This window comes from Streptomyces sp. NPDC001549 (assembly GCF_042894025.1).
In the GTDB taxonomy this organism is placed as follows: Bacteria; Actinomycetota; Actinomycetes; order Streptomycetales; family Streptomycetaceae; genus Streptomyces; species Streptomyces kutzneri.
On record NZ_JBIAVJ010000004.1, the window covers coordinates 12,748 to 30,001 of the forward strand.

Genomic DNA, 17,254 nt, shown 5'->3' on the forward strand with positions numbered 1-17,254 from the left:
TGCGGGACCTCGGCCCTCTCCCCCCGCGATACCCGGGGCCGCCGCTGCCTCGCGAATCGGTGGTGTCGGAGATGACCGCGATACTGGCGGCGGAGGGCATCACGGTGGAGCGGGAACCCTCCGGGGTTCTGGGCAGGTGCCACGAACGGCTCTCGGGGCGTCACGCGCCCGAGACCGTGGACGCCGCCATGAAAGCGGCCCTCGCGCGAGCCCGTTCCGAGTACGGCTGGCAGGCCGGCCCCGACACCGGCGGGACGTCGGTGACCCTGACGAAGAACAACTGGACGGCCCTGGCCGGCTTTGCGGGTGACCCGGTACCGGGTCTGCAGGCACCGGTGACCATCTCGCTGTTCTGCGTGGACGGTGACGACGCCTCCACCGCCCCCACGGCACCCTCTGCCCCGGCCCTCACACCCGCACCCGCGCCGTCCTGAGCGAGCGCCGGGCGTACGCCCCGTACGACCTGTACGGCCCGCCGGCCGGGGCCCTTTCGACGGACCCCGGCGGCATGTCGGCGGGCGCGGACGATCAGGCCGTGTCGGCCTCCGTCGCCACCGCCTTCGCCCAGCGGTAGTCCGCCTTGCCGCTCGGGGAGCGCTGGATGGCGGGCGCGATGACCAGCTGCCGCGGGATCTTGTAGCCCGCCAGCCTGGTGCGGCAGTGGCTCTGGATCTGGTCCAGGGACGGTGCCTGGGCGCCCTCCCGGACCTGGACCACCGCGGCCACATGGCTGCCCCAGGTCGGGTCCGGGACCCCCGCCACCAGGGCGTCGTACACGTCGGGGTGGGACTTCAGGGCCTGCTCGACCTCCTCCGGATACACCTTCTCGCCGCCCGTGTTGATGCACTGCGAGCCGCGGCCGAGCACCGTGACGATGCCCTCCTCGTCGACGGTCGCCATGTCGCCGAGCAGCACCCAGCGCTCCGGGCCCTTCTGGAAGAAGGTCTCGGCGGTCTTGGCCGGGTCGTTGTAGTAGCCGAGCGGGACGTGCCCGCGCTGGGCGAGGCGACCCGGCTCGCCCACCGCCACCGGCTCGTGCGTCACCGGATCCACCACCTGAGTACGGTCGTTGACCACCAGGCGGAAGCCCTTCTCCGGGCCGGAGTCGTCCGTCGCCCGGCCGTTGGACCCGGACTCGGACGACCCGAAGTTGTTCAGGAGCAGCACGTTCGGCACCAGCCGCTGGAACTCGGCGCGCACCGTCTCCGACATGATCGCCCCGGACGAGGAGACGCTGAACAGCGACGACAGGTCCGTGCCCTTGAGCGGGCCGTTCAAGGCGTCGATCAACGGCCTCAGCATCGCGTCGCCGACCAGCGACACACTGGAGACCTTCTCCTTTTCGATCGTCCGGAGCACTTCCTCGGGCGCGTACTTGCGGTGGATGACCACCCGCTGGCCGTAGTTGAAGGCGATGAACGAGGTCAGCGTCGACGTGCCGTGCATCAGCGGGGGCGCCGGGAAGAAGGTGAGCCCGGCGCCGCGCGCCGCGACCCGCTCGGCCAGTTCCTCGGGCCGCTTCACGGGCTCGCCCGAGGGCTCGCCGCCGAAGAGCCCGGCGAAGAAGAGGTCCTCGGCCCGCCACATCACCCCCTTGGGCATGCCCGTCGTGCCGCCGGTGTAGATGATGAACAGGTCGTCGGGGCTGCGCGGCGGGAACCCGCGCCCGGGTGATCCGGCCGCCTCGGCCTCCGCGTACGGGACCGGCGCGATCGACGGCTCGGGGGCGCCCTCGGGAGCCCGGCCGACCCGGATCAGGTGCCGGAGCTTCGTCGTCTGGGGCAGCGCGGCCGCGACCCGCCCGGTGAACTCGCCCTCGAAGACGAGGGAGGCGAGATCGGCGTCGTTGTAGAGGTAGACCAGCTCCTCCTCCACGTACCGGTAGTTGACGTTCACCGGGACCAGCCGGGCCTTCAGGCAGGCCAGCACCGTCTGCAGGTACTCGATCCCGTTGTAGAGGTGAAGGCCCAGGTGCTCGCCGGCCGTCAAGCCGCTGTCGAGCAGGTGGTGGGCGATCCGGTTCGCCGCCGTGTCGAGCTCCGCGTACGTCAGGCGGCGCTCGGCGCCGGTCCCGGGGTGGTCCACGTACACGAGGGCCTCGCGGTCCGGGACCACGTCCACGACCGACTCGAACAGGTCGGCAAGGTTGTACTCCACCGTTCCTCCTGACCCTGGATGTTCCCGAAGTTCCCGACGATTGGCCATGTGGCCGGCCTGCTCCGGCGGTCATTAGAGCGCCGGAGACGGCAACGGGGAAGGGCGCCATCCAAAAAATCTGACTGAGTGTCAGAAAACTATTGAACTGCACCCTCCCCTACTGCAACCTGTTCTAGGTCTTGAGACGGGAGGACGGCAATGGGTGGGACGGAACACCTGACCGTGGATCGGCACGGCGCCACGCTGGTGCTCACCATGAACAGGCCCGAGGCGAAGAACGCGCTCTCGCTGCCGCTGCTGGTGGGGCTGTACGACGGCTGGCTGGAGGCGGACGCCGACGACGGGATCCGCTCGGTGGTCCTCACCGGCGCGGGCGGGGACTTCTGCGCCGGAATGGACCTCAAGGCCCTGGCCGGGAAGGGCATGGCGGGCGACCAGTACCGGGACCGCCTGAAGGCCGACCCCGACCTGCACTGGAAGGCGATGCTGCGCCACCACCGGCCGCGCAAGCCGGTGATCGCGGCGGTGGAGGGCTACTGCGTGGCCGGCGGGACCGAGATCCTGCAGGGCACGGACATCCGGGTGGCGGCCGAGGGCGCGACCTTCGGACTGTTCGAGGTCAAACGCGGACTCTTCCCGATCGGCGGCTCCACGGTGCGGCTGCCGCGCCAGATCCCGCGTACGCACGCCCTGGAGATGCTGCTGACCGGCCGCCCGTACTCCGCCGCCGAGGCCGAGCGGATCGGGCTGGTCGGGCGGGTGGTGCCGGACGGTACGGCGCTGGCGGCGGCCCTGGAGATCGCGGAGCGGATCAACGCGTGCGGGCCGCTGGCGGTGGAGGCGATCAAGGCGTCGGTCTACGAGACCGCCGAGCTGACGGAGCGGGAGGGGCTGGCCTCGGAACTCCTGCGGGGGTGGCCGATCTTCGACACCGCCGATGCGAAGGAGGGGGCGCGGGCCTTTGCCGAGAAGCGGCCCGCGGTGTACCGGCGCGAGTAGTTCGGGCCGGGGCGCGTCCTTGCCCGTGGCTGCCGCCGGAGCCTGTGCCCGGGTGCGGCCTCGTTGCCGGGGGCGCTGCCCCCGGACCCCCGCGCCTCAATCGCCGGCGGGGCTGAGAGATCGGGGCTCCGCCCCGGACCCCGCGCCTCAATCGCCGGCGAGGCTGAAGGTGCCGGCGGGGCTGAGAGATCGGGGCTCCGCCCCAGACCCCCGCGCCTCAATCGCCGGCGGGGCTGAAGGTGCCGGCGGGGCTGAAGGTGCCGGCGGGGTTGAAAACACCGGAATCGATCGCATCGGAGAATCGCCATGACAGCTCCCTCCCCACCGGAGGTGCTCCGCGCGCCCCTCATCGTCGAGTTCCCCTTCACCCGGTCCCTCGGACCCGTCCAGAGCGCCTTCCTCACCGGGCTGCGCGAGGGCACCGTCCTCGGGGTGAAGACCTCCGACGGCAAGGTGATGGTCCCGCCCGTCGAGTACGACCCCGTCACCGCCGAGGAGATCCGCGAGCTCGTCGAGGTCGCCGCCACCGGTACCGTCACGACCTGGGCGTGGAACGACCGGCCCCGCCCCCAACAGCCCCTGGACACCCCCTTCGCCTGGGTGCTGGTCAAGCTCGACGGCGCCGACACCGCCCTCCTGCACGCCCTCGACGCGCCCGGCCCCGACGCCGTCCGCACCGGCATGCGCGTACGCGTCCGCTGGGCCGCCGAGCGCACCGGCGCCATCACCGACATCGCCTGCTTCGAACCGTACGACGGCCCCGCGGGCGGGGAGGCCGTCCCGCACGACGGGAGCTTCGCCGACGCCGACGCCGACGCCGGCGCCGTCACCGGCATCGTCGCCGAGGCCCGCCTCGACTACGTCTACAGCCCCGGCCGCGCCCAGACCGCGTACATCAACGCCCTCTCCGAACGGCGGACCGTCGGCGAGCGCTGCCCCTCCTGCCACAAGGTGTACGTCCCGCCGCGCGGCGCCTGCCCCACCTGCGGGGTGGCCACCACCGACCGCGTCGAGGTCGGCCCGGCCGGCACGGTCACCACCTACTGCATCGTCAACATCAAGGCCAAGAACCTCGGCATCGAGGTCCCCTATGTCTACGCCCACATCGCCCTCGACGGCGCCGGCCTCGCCCTCCACGGCCGGATCGGCGGCATCCCCTACGACCAGGTCCGCATGGGCCTGCGCGTCGAGCCCGTATGGACCGAGGGCGGCCGCTACCCCGACCACTACCGCCCCACCGGCGAACCGGACGCGGACTACGACGCGTACAAGGAGCTCATCTGATGGCCCGATACGCCCGCGAGGTCGCGGTGGTCGCCTTCGCGCAGAGCGACCACCTGCGCCGCACCGACGAGCTCAGCGAAGTCGAGATGGTCATGCCGGTCCTGCACCAGGTACTGGCCGCCACCGGCCTGAAGGCCGGCGAGATCGGCTTCACCTGCTCCGGCTCCAGCGACTACCTGGCCGGCCGGGCCTTCTCCTTCACCATGACCCTCGACGGGGTCGGCGCCTGGCCGCCGATCTCCGAGTCGCACGTCGAGATGGACGGGGCCTGGGCCCTCTACGAAGCCTGGGTCAAGATCCAGACCGGCGAGGCCGACACCGCGCTCGTCTACTCGTACGGGAAGTCCTCACCGGGGTCGGTGCGCGACGTGCTGACCCGCCAGCTGGACCCGTACTACGTCGCCCCGCTCTGGCCCGACGCGGTGGCCCTGGCCGCCCTCCAGGCCCAGGCCCTGATCGACGCGGGCGAGACCGACGAGAGTGCCCTGGCCGCCGTCGGAGCACGCAGCCGGGACGCGGCCACCGCCAACCCGCACGCCCAGCTCCGCGGCCCCGTCCCGCAGGGTGACTACCAGGTCAGGCCGCTGCGCACCGGGGACTGCCCGCCCGTGGGCGACGGCGTCGCCGCCGTCGTGCTGGCCGCCGGCGACCTCGCGCGCCGGCTGTGCGAACGCCCTGCCTGGATCACCGGCATCGACCACCGCATCGAGGCCCACAGCCTGGGCCTGCGCGACCTCACCGACTCCCCGTCCACCCGGCTCGCCGCCGAACACGCGGGCGTCTTCGAAGCCCCGGTGGACACGGCCGAACTGCACGCGCCGTTCTCCTCCCAGGAGGTCGTGCTCCGCAAGGCACTCGGACTCGCCGACGACGTGGCCGTCAACCCCTCCGGGGGAGCGCTCGCCGCCAATCCGATGATGGCCGCCGGCCTGATCCGCATCGGCGAGGCGGCCGCCCGGATCCACCGCGGCGCATCGCGACGGGCCGTCGCCCACGCCACCTCCGGCCCCTGCCTCCAGCAGAACCTGGTCGCCGTCCTGGAAGGGGACGCAAGGTGAGCAAAGAGCCCGTGGCCATCGTCGGGATCGGCCAGACCAAGCACGTGGCGGCCCGCCACGACGTGTCCATCGCCGGCCTGGTCCGCGAGGCGGCGGCGCGCGCCCTCGCGGACGCAGAACTGACCTGGGCGGACATCGACGCGGTCGTCATCGGCAAGGCCCCCGACTTCTTCGAGGGGGTGATGATGCCCGAGCTGTACCTGGCGGACGCCCTCGGCGCGGTCGGCAAGCCGATGCTGCGCGTGCACACGGCCGGTTCGGTCGGCGGGTCCACCGCCCTGGTCGCCTCCAACCTGGTGGCGGCCCGCGTCCACCGCACCGTCCTCACCCTCGCCTTCGAGAAGCAGTCCGAATCCAACGCCATGTGGGGCCTGTCGCTCCCCGTCCCCTTCCAGCAGCCGCTGCTCGCCGGCGCGGGCGGCTTCTTCGCCCCGCACGTGCGCGCGTACATGCGGCGCACCGGCGCGCCGGACACGGTGGGCTCACTGGTGGCGTACAAGGACCGGCGCAACGCGCTCAAGAACCCGTACGCGCACCTGCACGAGCACGACATCACCCTGGAGAAGGTCCAGGCCTCGCCGATGCTGTGGGACCCGATCCGCTACTCGGAGACCTGCCCCTCCTCGGACGGCGCGTGCGCGATGATCCTCACCGACCGGGCGGGCGCGGCCCGTTCGCCGAGGCCGGCCGCCTGGGTGCACGGCGGGGCGATGCGCAGCGAGCCCACCCTCTTCGCCGGCAAGGACTTCGTCTCGCCGCAGGCCGGCAAGGACTGCGCGGCCGACGTCTACCGCCAGGCCGGCATCAGCGACCCGCGCCGGGAGATCGACGCGGTCGAGATGTACGTACCGTTCTCCTGGTACGAGCCGATGTGGCTGGAGAACCTCGGCTTCGCGGCGGAGGGCGAGGGCTGGAAGCTCACGGAGGCCGGGGTCACCGAACTCGACGGGGACCTTCCGGTCAATCCGTCGGGGGGCGTGCTGTCCACCAACCCGATCGGCGCCTCCGGCATGATCCGCTTCGCGGAGGCGGCCCTCCAGGTCCGCGGCCAGGCCGGGGAACACCAGGTTCCGGGAGCCCGCCGGGCCCTGGGGCACGCGTACGGCGGCGGCGCGCAGTTCTTCGCGATGTGGCTGGTGGGGGCACAGGAGCCGACCTCCTGAACACAGGCCCGGCCGACGACGGAGGGGCCGGCCGGGGAGCCGGACCGGCCACGGGTGACTCACCGTGGCCTGTCCGGCACCCGCTGCGGTGGTTAACCTTGGCCCCGGACGACGTACCGGGAGGAGCACGCACGTGGCCGAGAGCATGACTTCACAGCCCCTCGCTGGCTGGGGAAAGCCGGACCTCGATCTCACCGAGGCGGACTGGCAGTCGAGCAGCCGGGGAGTGGGCGACGTCCAGATCGCCTTCGTCGAGGGCTTCATCGCGATGCGCAACAGCGAGCGTCCCGAGAGCCCTTCACTGATCTTCTCGCCGGACGAGTGGCACAAGTTCGTGCTGAACGCGCGGGGCGGTGAGTTCGACCTGACCTGAGCCGACCTGACCCGAGCCGGCCTGACCTGAGCCGGCCTGGCCTGATCCGACCCCGAACGGGCGATCCTCGCGGGCCCGACCCCCAGGGTGGGGCATCGCGCGCGTACGGCCACGCACGGCCACGTACGCGCTGCGATCCTCCGCCCGGGGGCCTGCGGCGGTCTGCGGAAAAGGAGTTGCTCCCGCGGCGGGCGGCGCCGATGCTGACTGGCCGGAGGCGGTGAACGTGATCAGCGTGGCGTTGAAGCTGTCCGTACGCGACTTGAGCCATGCGGACCTGGCGTCGTGCGGGTGGTCGGGGTCCGAGCGGCACTTGGCGGGCGTCGCGCGGCAGTTGGAGCGTGCCCGGCTCGGCGAGGTCGACTACCTCGCGGTCTGCACCGCGACGGACATCCCCGTGGCCAAGGGCGGCGTCGACTACCAGGCCGAGGAGGGTGTCGGAACCCTGTGGCAGCTCGCCGTCCACCCCGCACTGCAGTCGTGCGGGATCGGCACGTTCCTGATCGGAGCGGCGGAGCTGCGGATCAGGAACCGAGGGCTGCTCCACGCCGAGCTGGATGTGGAGGAGGACAACCCCCGGGCGCGCGCTCTGTACGAGCGGCTGGGCTACGTCGCCCGGGGCCGCCGGCCCGACGCGTGGACGGAGCAGGCCCCGGACGGGACGCTGCGCCGCCACGAGACGATGTGCACCGTGATGCGCAAGCGTCTTGCGTAGGTTCGTGGGTCCGTGGGTTCGTGGGTCCGTACGCCGGACGCAGCGAGAGGGAACACGATGAGTACGCGACGGCGGCGGCAGGAACTGGCGCTCCGCATCGTGGTGCCGGAGGCCGGCTGGGTGCAGGTCCGGCCCGTGGTCGACGGGCGCGACATCCTGGCGGAGCCGCCGGTGGGGTGGTCGGGTGAGGATCCGTGGGTTGTTCTGGGGCCGGGCGGCATCGCCGTCGCCGAGGACGGGTCCCACGAGGTACGGCTGGCGCGGATCTCCTGCACCGAGATCTGCTGCGGCGCGCTGTACGTGACGGTGCGCCGGGAGGGGGACGAGGTCGTCTGGGGCGGCTGGCGGAACCCGGCCGGCGGGAGCGCCGATCTGCCGGAGTTCCGGTTCGAGGCCGCGCGGTACGAGGCCGAGGTCCGCCGGGCCGCTCTCGACCGCGGATGGGAGTGGCCCGCCCGGACGGTGGCGGGGCTGCTGGCGGAGCGGCTCCGGGCGGACGCGGACTGGTCGCGACGGTGGGAGTGCGAGCTGGACAAGGTGTGGACCAGTCCTGACGAGCCGGAACGCCTCGAACTGGTGATGATCCACCCGGATCTGCGTGCCGACCGGGAGGGTCGGCCGTGGCTCCAGCTCGGCGTCACCCTGTACGTCGGTGACGGCGATCCGGAGGCGGAGGCGGAGCGCCTGAGGGCACGTCTGGCGGCCGGTCACCGGCAGGAGATGGCCGAAGTATGGGGCCGATCCTGGCACCACGCCGAGGACCCCGGATGAACCGGCCCCCCTCACTCACCCCTGGCCGGGCCCGCTCCACCCGCACGGGGCCGGAGAGCCGGCGCCCTGACGGACCGCCCATGAGCGGAGCGATGGGTACGGTGGCCGCATGAGCGGAGAGCACGATCTGCGGAAACTCCTGAGCGGCATGCGGCCCGAGCTGAACGAGGGGCGGTACGTCTTCTGCACCGTCGACGGCACCACCGTCCCCGCCGGGACCGCCCCCGTCGCCACCGTCCTCGAACCCGAGGGCCTCACCCTGGTACTGCGCCAGGAGGACGCCGACGCGGCCGGCCTCGCCTACGACTACACGGCCGGCTGGATCACCCTGCGGATCCACTCCGCCCTCGACGCCGTCGGCCTCACCGCCGCCTTCGCCACCGAACTCGGCGCACACGGTCTGAGCTGCAATGTCATCGCCGGCTACCACCACGACCACCTCTTCGTGGCGGCCGACCGGGCCGCCGAGGCCGTGGCCGTCCTGGAGGACCTCGCGGCCCGTTCCCTACACGACTGACGCTCCCCGGAAAAGAAGATCGGATTCTTTTCCGCACTGGGATCCCTCGCGCTGCGCGCGGGCGTACGCTGAACCCCCGAACAGGCCTGGGGGGTACCAGCCATGACGGACCGCCGGACCCGCACACGGCGCACCATGGTCGAACGCGATGCCGAACTCGCGATCGTCGACGAAGCCCTGGACCAGCTCACCGGTCCCGGGCCGGACGCGGGTGGCGCGCTGGTCGCCTTCTCCGGCCCCGCCGGACTCGGCAAGACCACCCTGCTCGCCGAACTGCGCCGCCGCGCCCTCGCCCGCCACTGCACCGTCCTCGCCGCCCGGGGCGGCGAACAGGAGCAGAGCCAGCCCTTCCACGTCGCCCGCCAGCTCATCCAGCCCCAACTCGCCGGCACCTCCGAGCAGGAGCTGCGCGCCGCCCTCGGGGGCTGGTACTCCATCGTCGGCCCGGCCCTCGGACTCTGCGCCCCGGAACAGGGCGTCCCGCCCGACCCCCAAGGTCTGCGCGACGGGCTCGACTGGGTGCTCACCCACCTCGTCGTCAAGCGCGCCCCGGTCGTCCTCGTCCTCGACGACGCCCACTGGGCGGACCCCGAGTCCCTCGGCTGGCTCGCCGCCTTCGCCCCGCGCGCCGAACACCTCCCGCTGCTCCTCGTCGTCGCCTACCGCCCCGACGAACTGCCCGCGCACGCCGACGCCTTCCGTACGCTGCCCGGCCGGGCGGGACAGCGCCCGCTGCCCCTGGCCCCGCTCACCCCGGCCGCCGTCGCCACCCTGGTCCGCGAGGCCGTTGGCGCACACGCCGACGACGCCTTCTGCCAGGAGGCCTGGGCCGTCACCACCGGCAATCCCTTCGAGGCCGTCGAACTCACCGTCAAGGTCCGCGGCAAGGGCCTGCCCCCGGTCGAGGCCAACGCCCCGCAGCTGCGAGACCTCGCCGCCGCCCAGCGCGGCAGCGGCCTCGTCGCCCGCCTCGAACGCCTCGGCCCCTCCACCGTCCGCTTCGCCTGGGCCTGCGCCGTCCTCGGCACCGCCATCCCGCAGGACCTCGCCGCCCGGGTCGCCGCACTCGGCGCCGAGGAGGCCGCGGACGCCACCAGGCGGCTGCGTGACGCCCGCATCCTCTCGGCGGCCGCCGCCGAGGAACCCGAGGCCGAGGCAGGACTGGAGTTCGTCCACCCGCTCATCGCCACCTCCATCTACCGGGCCATCCCCGACGCGCTCCGCGTCGCCCTGCACGGCAAGGCCGCGGCGGCCGTCGTCGACGCCGGACTCGGCTCCTCCGCGGCCGCCCGCCACCTGCTGGAGACCCACCCCGAGAACGACCCCTGGGTGGTACGCACCCTGCGCGAGGCCGCCGGCGAGAACCTGCGGGCCGGCGCCCCCGATGCCGCCCGCCGCCAGCTCGCCCGCGCGCTGCTCGAACCCCCGGGCTTCGACGAACGCGCCGCCGTCCTCTACGAACTGGGCTGCGCCTCCCTGCTCACCGAGCCCGCCAACACGGTCAACCACCTGCGGGCCGCCCTCGCCGAGCCCTCCGACGACCCGGCCCTGCGCCAGGGCATCGTCATCCGGCTCGCCCAGGTCCTCGCGCACAGCGACCGGCTCGCCGAGGCCTCGGAATCACTGGCGCGGGAGATCCCGTACACCCAGGACGTACGCGCCCGGCTGCGCCTGCAGTCCGAGCAGTTCATGTGGGACGCCTTCAACGCCGCCGAGGCCGACTCCCCGGCCCGCTCCCGCCGGCTCGCCCGCCTCGCCGACCGGCTGGCCGGGCGCGACCTCACCGAGCGGTACATCATCGGGCTGCGCGCCTGGGACGCCTGCCTGCGGGGCGAGCCGGTCGACGTGGTGCTGCACCACGCCGGACGGGTGCTGGAGCGGCCCTTCAGCTGGGCCCACGAGGACCGCGGCTTCGAGGTCCCGGTCCTGGTCGCGATGGCCCACATGTACACCGACCGGCCCGGACGCGCCGAGGAGCTGTTCGAGGCGGGCACCGCCGAGTTCGAACGGCACGGCTGGCGCGGGGCGCATCTGTCCTTCGCCTACAGCCTGCGGGCCTACGTCCGCTACCGGCGCGGGCGGCTCGTGGAGGCCGAGGAACTGGCCCGGGCCGGGCTGCGGCTCGCCGAACGCGTGGGCCGGCGTACCCCCGTGCACTGGTACGCCATAGCCATCCTCCTCACCACCCTGCTCGCCCGGGGCCGGCCCGACGAGGCCTGGGAACTGGCCCGGGAGCACGAGTACGGCAGCCCCTTCCCGGCGGCCGTGGTCTTCCCCGACTCGCAGACCGTGTACGCCGAACTGCTCCTGTCCCGGGGCGAGGTGCAGGCCGCGATCGTCGAACTGGAGGCGGTCGACCGGCGGCTGACCCCGCGCGGCATCCAGAATCCGGCCTGGTGCCCGTGGCAGCTGCACCTGGCCCGCGCGGTGGCCGCCGACGATCCGCAGCGGGCCCGCGCCCTGGCCGACGACGCCGTCCGGCGGGCCCGCGCCTTCGGCGCCGCCTCGGGCATCGGCCAGGCCCTGCGGGTGGCGGCGCAGGTCGCCGCCCCCGAGGAGCGGGCCGGGCTCCTCAAGGAGGCGGTCACCCTGCTCTCGGCCTCACCGGCCGGCTACGAACTGGCCTGCGCCCTGGCCGCGCTCGGCACCGAGCTGCGCGACGCGGACCTGCTGATGCAGGCCGTGGTGACGGCACGGGAATGCGGTGCGGACGGGCTGGCCGCGGAGACCACCGACACCCTGCTGGGCCTGGGCGGTGCCCTGCCGTGCGGGCTGGCCTGGGAGGACGGGCTCACGGAGGAGGAGCGGCAGGCGGCCGACCTCGCGGTGCGCGCCGAGAAGGAGCCCGTGCCGGAGACGGTGGTGCTGCCCGCGCCGGACTGGGCACTGTCCGCGGCCTGCCGCAAGCTGGGCACCGACCGGACCGGGCTCAGGGACGCACTGGAGTCGTTCGCCCGTAGCTCAACGTGATCGCATCCGCCGCCCGGTGGGCAGGGTGGATTCCATGGATCACATCGAGAGACTCGCCCCCTTCCGGACCGAGACGGCGGCGTTCGAGAAGGCGGTGCGCCGGGCGTTCGACCTCGGAGAGCCGGTGCCCGCGGTCCCCGCGTGCCCCGGCTGGACGGTCACCGACCTCGTCCGGCACCTGGGCGGAGTCCACCGCTACCTCGCGCACGTCCTGCGCGAACGGCTCACGGCCCCGCCCGACCCCGCGGGCCTCACCCTCCCCGAGGTCCCCGGCGCCCCGGACGCGCTGACCGACTGGTTCGCGCAGGGCGCCCGGGAGCGCTGGCGGAGCTCTTCCACGAGCTGGGACCGGACACGGCGGTCTGGACCTGGTCGGCGGAGCAGACCACGGGATTCTGGCTCCGGATGCAGCTGATCGAGCTGGCCGTGCACCGCTGGGACGCCGAATCCGCGACCGGCACCCCGGGCCGCCTCGACCCCGACATGGCCGCGGACGCCGTGACCCAGACGATCGAGGTGATGGCCCCGGCCCGCCGCGGCTGGCAGCAGGCACCGCCGGGCACGGGGGAGAGGTACCGCTTCCGGCGTACGGACGGTCCGGAATCCTGGACGGTCGTCCTCTCGGGTGACCAGGTCCTGCTGGAGCCCGGTGCCACCGGCCCGGCGGACGTCGAGGCCTGCGGCACCGCCTCCGACCTCGCCCTGTTCCTCTGGCGCCGCCTCCCGCCCACCGCCCTGCGCGTCACCGGCGACGCCGCCCTGCTCCCGTACTGGTTCACGCTCGTCCCCCCGGTCTGACGGGCCGGGCCTGCGGGCCCGGCCCGGACAGGTCCCCGGATGCGGGCCCCCGGGCCGGAAAACTCGCGCGGCCACGTACCATGGCGGCATGTCCTTCCTCCGCCGCCACCGCGCCGCCACACCCGCCGGCCCGGACTTCGATGTCCTGGCCATGGACCCGGGGGACTGGCCGGGCAATCTCGGGGCCGGGCTGCTGCCCGCGCCCGACGGCAGCTGCCAGGGTGTCTTCCTCCGCTACGACCTGTTCGGCGGACGCGGCCCCGCGATGATCATCGGGAACCTCCCGGAGGGCTCCCCGGCCCGGGACCTCACCGACGGCCAGATCCCCTTCGAGGTGGCCCAGCTCCTCGACGCGCTGGAGAACGACGAGGACGTCGAGGTCACCGGCGTCGAGGACTGCCCCGTCATGCAGGGCGACAACCTCCTCATCGTCCGGAAGATCAAGCTGTCGGAGTCCCGCATCTCCTGCGTCCAGTTCGACCGCAGTGACAACGTGCTGGTCACCATTGCCAGCTGGGACCGCCCGATCACCGATGACCTCTACGCGCTCCTGAAGCCGCTCCCCGCCGAGCTCTTCCAGCAGGGCTGACCGTCCGCATCCCCCGGCGCGGGCGTCACGCGTCCGCGATGGCGTTCGCCGCCACGTAGCCGAAGGTCATCGCGGGGCCGATCGTCGATCCGGCCCCCGCGTAGCTGTGGCCCATCACCGCCGCGCTCGCGTTGCCGGCCGCGTACAGGCCCGGGATCACCGAGCCGTCCGGGCGCAGGGCCCGCGCCCGGGTGTCGGTGACGATGCCGCCCTTCGTACCGAGGTCCCCCGGCACGATCTTGAACGCGTAGAACGGCGGGACCCAGACGGGTGCCAGACACGAGTTCGGGTGCACGTTCGGGTCCGTGTAGTAGTGGTCGTACGCCGTGTCGCCCCGGTGGAAGTCGGCGTCGTTGCCGCTCCACGCCTGCGCGTTGAACCGGCCCAGCGTCGCCCGCAGCGCCGCCGCCGGGACCCCGATCTGACCGGCCAGCGCGTCCCAGGTCCACGCCTTCTTCGCCGCGCCCGCCTGGTACCACGCGTCCGGGAAGGGGAGCGTCGGCAGGATGTCCTTGAACAGGTACCTGTTGCGGTAGTTCTGATCCACGATCAGCCAGGCCGGGATGTGCGAGTCGGCCGCGCCCCGGTCCTTCTCGTACATCACGTGCACCACATCGCTGTACGGCGCCGCCTCGTTGACGAACCGCGCGCCGTTCGCGTTCACGATCAGCCCGCCCGGCAGGGTCCGTTCGGCGAGGCAGAAGTACGGCTCCCCGGGCAGCGGGATCGACGGCCCCCACCACGCGTCCTCCATCAGCGCCAGCGAGGCCCCGGCCCGCTGCCCGGCCCGGATCCCGTCGCCGGTGTTCTCCTTCGCGCCCACCGACCACTGGGTGCCGATCGGCTGCTGCTGGTACTGCGCCCGCATCGCCGCGTTGTGCTCGAACCCGCCCGAGCCGATGACCACCCCGCGCCGGGCCCGTACGGTGCCCCGTACGCCGGCCTGCTCCACCACCACGCCGGTGACGGCGCCGCCCTCCTGGACCAGGTCCACCAGTGGGCTGTTCAGCCACACCGGAACCCCGGCCCGCTGGAGCCCCGCGCGCAGTCCGGCCGCCAGGGCCTGGCCCATCGTCAGCGGCTTCTCGCCGCGCAGCGCCGCCTTCGTGCCGCGCGCCAGGCACTCGGTGGACACGGCGAGCCCCTTCGCGCTCACCGCTGCCAGGTTCAGCCACTTGTAGTCCTGACTGAAGACCACCATCCCGGCCGGGACCGGCATGTACGCCTGGTTCAGGCGGGCCAGTTCCGCGCCCAGGATGTTCCCGTCGATCTGGTCCGGCTCGATGGAGCGGCCGTTCGGCAGTCCGCCCGGCAGGTTGGGGTAGTAGTCGCTGTACCCCTCCATGAAGCGGAACCTCAGCGGGCTGTTGGCCATCACGAAGTCCAGCATCCGCGGCCCATTGGCGAGGAACGCGGCCTGCCGGTCGGCCGGCACCTCGGGCCCGACGACGGCCGCGAGGTACGTCGCGGCCTTCTGCGGGGTGTCCGGCACCCCCGCACCCAGGATCACCGAATTGTTGGGCAGCCAGATACCGGCTCCGGACCGGGCGGCCGATCCGCCGAAGGTCGGGGCCTTCTCCACCACCAGCACACTCAGCCCGCGCTCGGCGGCGGTGAGTGCGGCGGTCATCCCGGCGGCCCCGGACCCGACCACGACGACGTCGTACTCGCCGAGCGGGGGCCCGTCCTGGGCGCCGTCGGCCCGGGCGGCGGCGGACGGCAGCACGGTGGCGGCGAGCACCCCGGCCCCCGTACCGGCGAGGACCGCACGTCTGGACGGGAGCGGGGCGGGGTTGGTGCGTGAAGCGCTTGCGGACATGGGCAGGCTCCAGCGGTGTGGGGAGGAGGGGAAGTGCCTCCAGCATTTCTGATGCTGAGTCAGAAAAGGTGTTCGGGGGATCATGTGATGTCAAGGCATACGGACTACCCGGCACCGGGCTGCAGCGGCGGGCGTCCCTAGGATCGGGGCATGGAGAAGTCAGAGCGCACGCGGTGGGACGGTGTCACCACCCGCGATGTGTACCACCAGGACGTCGTGGCCCAACGGGAATTGCTGGCGGACGCCGCCCGCGACGGCGACTGGCCGCGGGTGTTCGAGCAGCTGGCGCAGAACCCCGACTGGGTCAATGCGACCCGCGTGGGCGGCCCCAGCGGGTTCACCGTGCTGCACCAGGCTGCCTGGCACGGCGCGCAGGACGCCGCCGCCGTACTCGTCGGCTGCGGCGCCTGGCGCACCCTGCCTACCGCAGCCGGTGAGCGGGCCATCGACATCGCCCTCGCCCGTGGCCACAAGGGCATGTCGGCCCTGCTCCAGCCCGTGGTGCGCCACCCGCTGTCGTTCCCGACGCTGACCGCGCTGGAAAGCCGGTTCCACGCGCTGATCCGGGCGGACAGCCACGGCCTCGCCGACCGGCACCGTCTGAGACTCCCGCTGCTGTCCGTCCTGACCGAACTCACCGAGCCGCGCATGTACTTCCCCGTCCCCGGCATGTACGGCGGTTTCGGCTACCGGTTCGACGGCGACAGCCTCGTCACCGAGAGCTCCAGCCGCGTCGTCGGCGGCTCGGGTCGACGCCACCGCATCACCGCCGAGGCGACCGAGCTGGTCGCCCAGGGGTTCGTCTGAACCGGGCGACCCGCACCTGCCCGGATGCGGACACTGCCGAGCCCCGGGCGGGGGCCCGGGGCTCGGCAACCATGGGGGGTGGGGATGGACCGGCGGAGGTCAGCGCGTGCCGACCGCCGCGCGGACCGCTCGGCGCGCCATCCCTGCATCGTCGTGCAGGCGGCGGAGCAGCAGCCGCTGCTCCTCACCGGAGGACAGGGCGCCCACCGGCAGCGACTGGGCCGGGGCGGTCGCGAGCATCGAGCGCTGCACCGCCGTCTCGGACATCCGGATCTCCCGGGTCAGCACCAGCATCAGATTGACGAGGAAGGCGTCCCGCGCGGCCGGACCGGCCGACTGGGCGAGCCGGCTGATCTGGGCGCGGGCGGCCGGGGCGTCGCCCAGTACCGTCCACAGCGTGGCCAGGTCGTACCCGGGCAGGTACCAGCCCGCGTGCTCCCAGTCGAGCAGGACCGGACCGGCCGGCGACAGCAGCAGGTTCGACAGCAGGGCGTCACCGTGGTTGAACTGCAGCGCCGTGCCCGACAGCTTCACGCCGTGCAGCAGCTTCTGCAGGTCACCGAGGTCCCGATCGGTCAGCAGGCCCAACTCGTAGTCGCGGGCGATCCGCCGCGCGTAGTTCATCGGGGTGCCGAACAACTCCGCCGGCGGACGCCACTGGTTGACCCGGCTCACCGCGCCCAGGGCCGCCCGGAGGTCCACCCGCGGCGGCGGCTCCACCGGGTGCCGCTGCAGTGCCGCGACCCGGCCGGCCATCCGCTCCACCACGAGCGTGCAGTTCTCGGGGTCGGCGGCGATCAGCCGCGGCACCCGGACCGGTGGGCGGTGCCGGACGAAGGCCCGGTATGCCGCTATTTCGTGCCGGTAGCGCTCACGCCACTCGGGCGAGTGATCCAGTAAAACCTTCGCGACGGCGGTCATCCGTCCGGTGGTGCCGACCAGGAGGACCGAACGGCCGCTGCGCCGTAGTACCTGCACCGGGGCGAACTCCGGACAGATCCGCTGCACCGAGGCGAGCGCGGTGCGCAACTGCGCCCCCTGCGGCCCCGAGAGGTCGATTCTTCCGCTGACGGGCAGTGATCCGGTACCCGGCATCCGCCGCGCCCGGACGGCGCCCTGCGCCGGAGCCGACGGGCGGCCGGGTTCGAGGTAGGGGCCGCCGCCAGCCGGGAGCGTGCGGTGCGACCGGACCGGTGCGGACACGGAGGACGTTGCTGCGTACATGGTGATACGG

General features: G+C 73.1%; 16 protein-coding genes and 1 pseudogene. 14 read left to right on the forward strand and 3 right to left on the reverse strand.

Annotated features, from left to right (window positions below; all coding sequences use genetic code 11):
- Nucleotides 1–71 precede the first annotated feature (71 nt).
- Nucleotides 72–434, forward strand: coding sequence for a hypothetical protein (locus ACFY04_RS07860; RefSeq protein WP_389114865.1), 363 nt, complete (start codon nt 72–74; stop codon nt 432–434).
- A 94-nt stretch (nt 435–528) separates the two neighbouring features.
- On the opposite strand, the gene ACFY04_RS07865 is transcribed toward ACFY04_RS07860, so the two are convergent.
- Complete coding sequence (locus tag ACFY04_RS07865) at nt 529–2,157, reverse strand: acyl-CoA synthetase (protein ID WP_389114867.1); 1,629 nt, start codon at nt 2,155–2,157, stop codon at nt 529–531.
- A gap of 198 nt (nt 2,158–2,355) precedes the next feature.
- Between ACFY04_RS07865 and ACFY04_RS07870 the strand changes: the two genes are divergently transcribed.
- From ACFY04_RS07870 to ACFY04_RS07925, 12 genes and pseudogenes are all read left to right on the forward strand, one after another.
- Nucleotides 2,356–3,156: a crotonase/enoyl-CoA hydratase family protein gene (locus tag ACFY04_RS07870; RefSeq protein WP_030384406.1), complete on the forward strand. Its 801-nt coding sequence runs from the start codon at nt 2,356–2,358 to the stop codon at nt 3,154–3,156.
- 306 nt (nt 3,157–3,462) lie between these two features.
- Entirely contained in the window at nt 3,463–4,440 is a 978-nt protein-coding gene (locus tag ACFY04_RS07875) for a Zn-ribbon domain-containing OB-fold protein (RefSeq protein ID WP_389114868.1), read from the forward strand.
- On the forward strand, nt 4,440–5,498 hold the full coding sequence (locus ACFY04_RS07880; RefSeq protein WP_389114870.1) for a thiolase domain-containing protein: 1,059 nt from the start codon (nt 4,440–4,442) through the stop codon (nt 5,496–5,498). The genes ACFY04_RS07875 and ACFY04_RS07880 overlap by 1 nt, the downstream gene beginning before the upstream one ends.
- Nucleotides 5,495–6,661 carry a thiolase domain-containing protein gene (locus ACFY04_RS07885; RefSeq protein WP_389114872.1) on the forward strand — a complete coding sequence of 389 codons (1,167 nt, stop codon included), beginning with the start codon at nt 5,495–5,497 and terminating at the stop codon, nt 6,659–6,661. The genes ACFY04_RS07880 and ACFY04_RS07885 overlap by 4 nt, the downstream gene beginning before the upstream one ends.
- A 145-nt stretch (nt 6,662–6,806) precedes the next feature.
- A complete protein-coding gene (locus ACFY04_RS07890) occupies nt 6,807–7,034 on the forward strand; it encodes a DUF397 domain-containing protein (protein WP_202505543.1) in 228 nt (75 codons plus the stop codon).
- A 226-nt stretch (nt 7,035–7,260) separates the two neighbouring features.
- On the forward strand, nt 7,261–7,749 hold the full coding sequence (locus ACFY04_RS07895) for a GNAT family N-acetyltransferase (protein ID WP_389114874.1): 489 nt from the start codon (nt 7,261–7,263) through the stop codon (nt 7,747–7,749).
- A gap of 57 nt (nt 7,750–7,806) precedes the next feature.
- Nucleotides 7,807–8,520 (forward strand): hypothetical protein, encoded by a 714-nt coding sequence (locus ACFY04_RS07900; protein WP_389114876.1) that lies wholly within the window; start codon nt 7,807–7,809, stop codon nt 8,518–8,520.
- A 109-nt stretch (nt 8,521–8,629) separates the two neighbouring features.
- The gene (locus tag ACFY04_RS07905) at nt 8,630–9,037 is read left to right on the forward strand and encodes an ACT domain-containing protein (protein ID WP_389114877.1); all 408 of its coding nucleotides are present in this window, start codon (nt 8,630–8,632) and stop codon (nt 9,035–9,037) included.
- 102 nt (nt 9,038–9,139) lie between these two features.
- Entirely contained in the window at nt 9,140–12,007 is a 2,868-nt protein-coding gene (locus tag ACFY04_RS07910; protein ID WP_389114879.1) for an ATP-binding protein, read from the forward strand.
- Nucleotides 12,008–12,041: 34 nt separating this feature from the next.
- Nucleotides 12,042–12,391, forward strand: a pseudogene (locus ACFY04_RS07915) (maleylpyruvate isomerase N-terminal domain-containing protein); the annotation flags it as partial.
- 21 nt (nt 12,392–12,412) lie between these two features.
- Nucleotides 12,413–12,805 carry a hypothetical protein gene (locus ACFY04_RS07920; protein ID WP_389115436.1) on the forward strand — a complete coding sequence of 131 codons (393 nt, stop codon included), beginning with the start codon at nt 12,413–12,415 and terminating at the stop codon, nt 12,803–12,805.
- Nucleotides 12,806–12,893: 88 nt separating this feature from the next.
- Nucleotides 12,894–13,394, forward strand: a complete 501-nt coding sequence (locus tag ACFY04_RS07925) for a hypothetical protein (protein WP_030723069.1) — start codon at nt 12,894–12,896, stop codon at nt 13,392–13,394.
- Between the two features lie 25 nt (nt 13,395–13,419).
- Here the strand turns inward: ACFY04_RS07925 and kstD are convergent, their stop codons facing one another.
- Nucleotides 13,420–15,213 (reverse strand): 3-oxosteroid 1-dehydrogenase, encoded by a 1,794-nt coding sequence (gene kstD / locus ACFY04_RS07930; RefSeq protein WP_389114881.1) that lies wholly within the window; start codon nt 15,211–15,213, stop codon nt 13,420–13,422.
- Between the two features lie 150 nt (nt 15,214–15,363).
- On the opposite strand from kstD, the gene ACFY04_RS07935 reads away from it, so the two are divergent.
- Nucleotides 15,364–16,020 carry an ankyrin repeat domain-containing protein gene (locus ACFY04_RS07935; RefSeq protein WP_389114883.1) on the forward strand — a complete coding sequence of 219 codons (657 nt, stop codon included), beginning with the start codon at nt 15,364–15,366 and terminating at the stop codon, nt 16,018–16,020.
- Between the two features lie 99 nt (nt 16,021–16,119).
- Here the strand turns inward: ACFY04_RS07935 and ACFY04_RS07940 are convergent, their stop codons facing one another.
- A complete protein-coding gene (locus ACFY04_RS07940) occupies nt 16,120–17,244 on the reverse strand; it encodes an aminoglycoside phosphotransferase family protein (protein ID WP_389114885.1) in 1,125 nt (374 codons plus the stop codon).
- Nucleotides 17,245–17,254 lie beyond the last annotated feature (10 nt).

Coding starts and splice junctions, on each gene's coding strand:
- ACFY04_RS07860 (WP_389114865.1), top strand. CDS start 72: ATGACCGCGATACTGGCGGCGGAGGGCATCACGGTGGAGCGGGAACCC.
- ACFY04_RS07870 (WP_030384406.1), top strand. CDS start 2,356: ATGGGTGGGACGGAACACCTGACCGTGGATCGGCACGGCGCCACGCTG.
- ACFY04_RS07875 (WP_389114868.1), top strand. CDS start 3,463: ATGACAGCTCCCTCCCCACCGGAGGTGCTCCGCGCGCCCCTCATCGTC.
- ACFY04_RS07880 (WP_389114870.1), top strand. CDS start 4,440: ATGGCCCGATACGCCCGCGAGGTCGCGGTGGTCGCCTTCGCGCAGAGC.
- ACFY04_RS07890 (WP_202505543.1), top strand. CDS start 6,807: ATGACTTCACAGCCCCTCGCTGGCTGGGGAAAGCCGGACCTCGATCTC.
- ACFY04_RS07900 (WP_389114876.1), top strand. CDS start 7,807: ATGAGTACGCGACGGCGGCGGCAGGAACTGGCGCTCCGCATCGTGGTG.
- ACFY04_RS07905 (WP_389114877.1), top strand. CDS start 8,630: ATGAGCGGAGAGCACGATCTGCGGAAACTCCTGAGCGGCATGCGGCCC.
- ACFY04_RS07910 (WP_389114879.1), top strand. CDS start 9,140: ATGACGGACCGCCGGACCCGCACACGGCGCACCATGGTCGAACGCGAT.
- ACFY04_RS07920 (WP_389115436.1), top strand. CDS start 12,413: ATGCAGCTGATCGAGCTGGCCGTGCACCGCTGGGACGCCGAATCCGCG.
- ACFY04_RS07925 (WP_030723069.1), top strand. CDS start 12,894: ATGTCCTTCCTCCGCCGCCACCGCGCCGCCACACCCGCCGGCCCGGAC.
- kstD (WP_389114881.1), bottom strand. CDS start 15,213: ATGTCCGCAAGCGCTTCACGCACCAACCCCGCCCCGCTCCCGTCCAGA.
- ACFY04_RS07935 (WP_389114883.1), top strand. CDS start 15,364: ATGGAGAAGTCAGAGCGCACGCGGTGGGACGGTGTCACCACCCGCGAT.
- ACFY04_RS07940 (WP_389114885.1), bottom strand. CDS start 17,244: ATGTACGCAGCAACGTCCTCCGTGTCCGCACCGGTCCGGTCGCACCGC.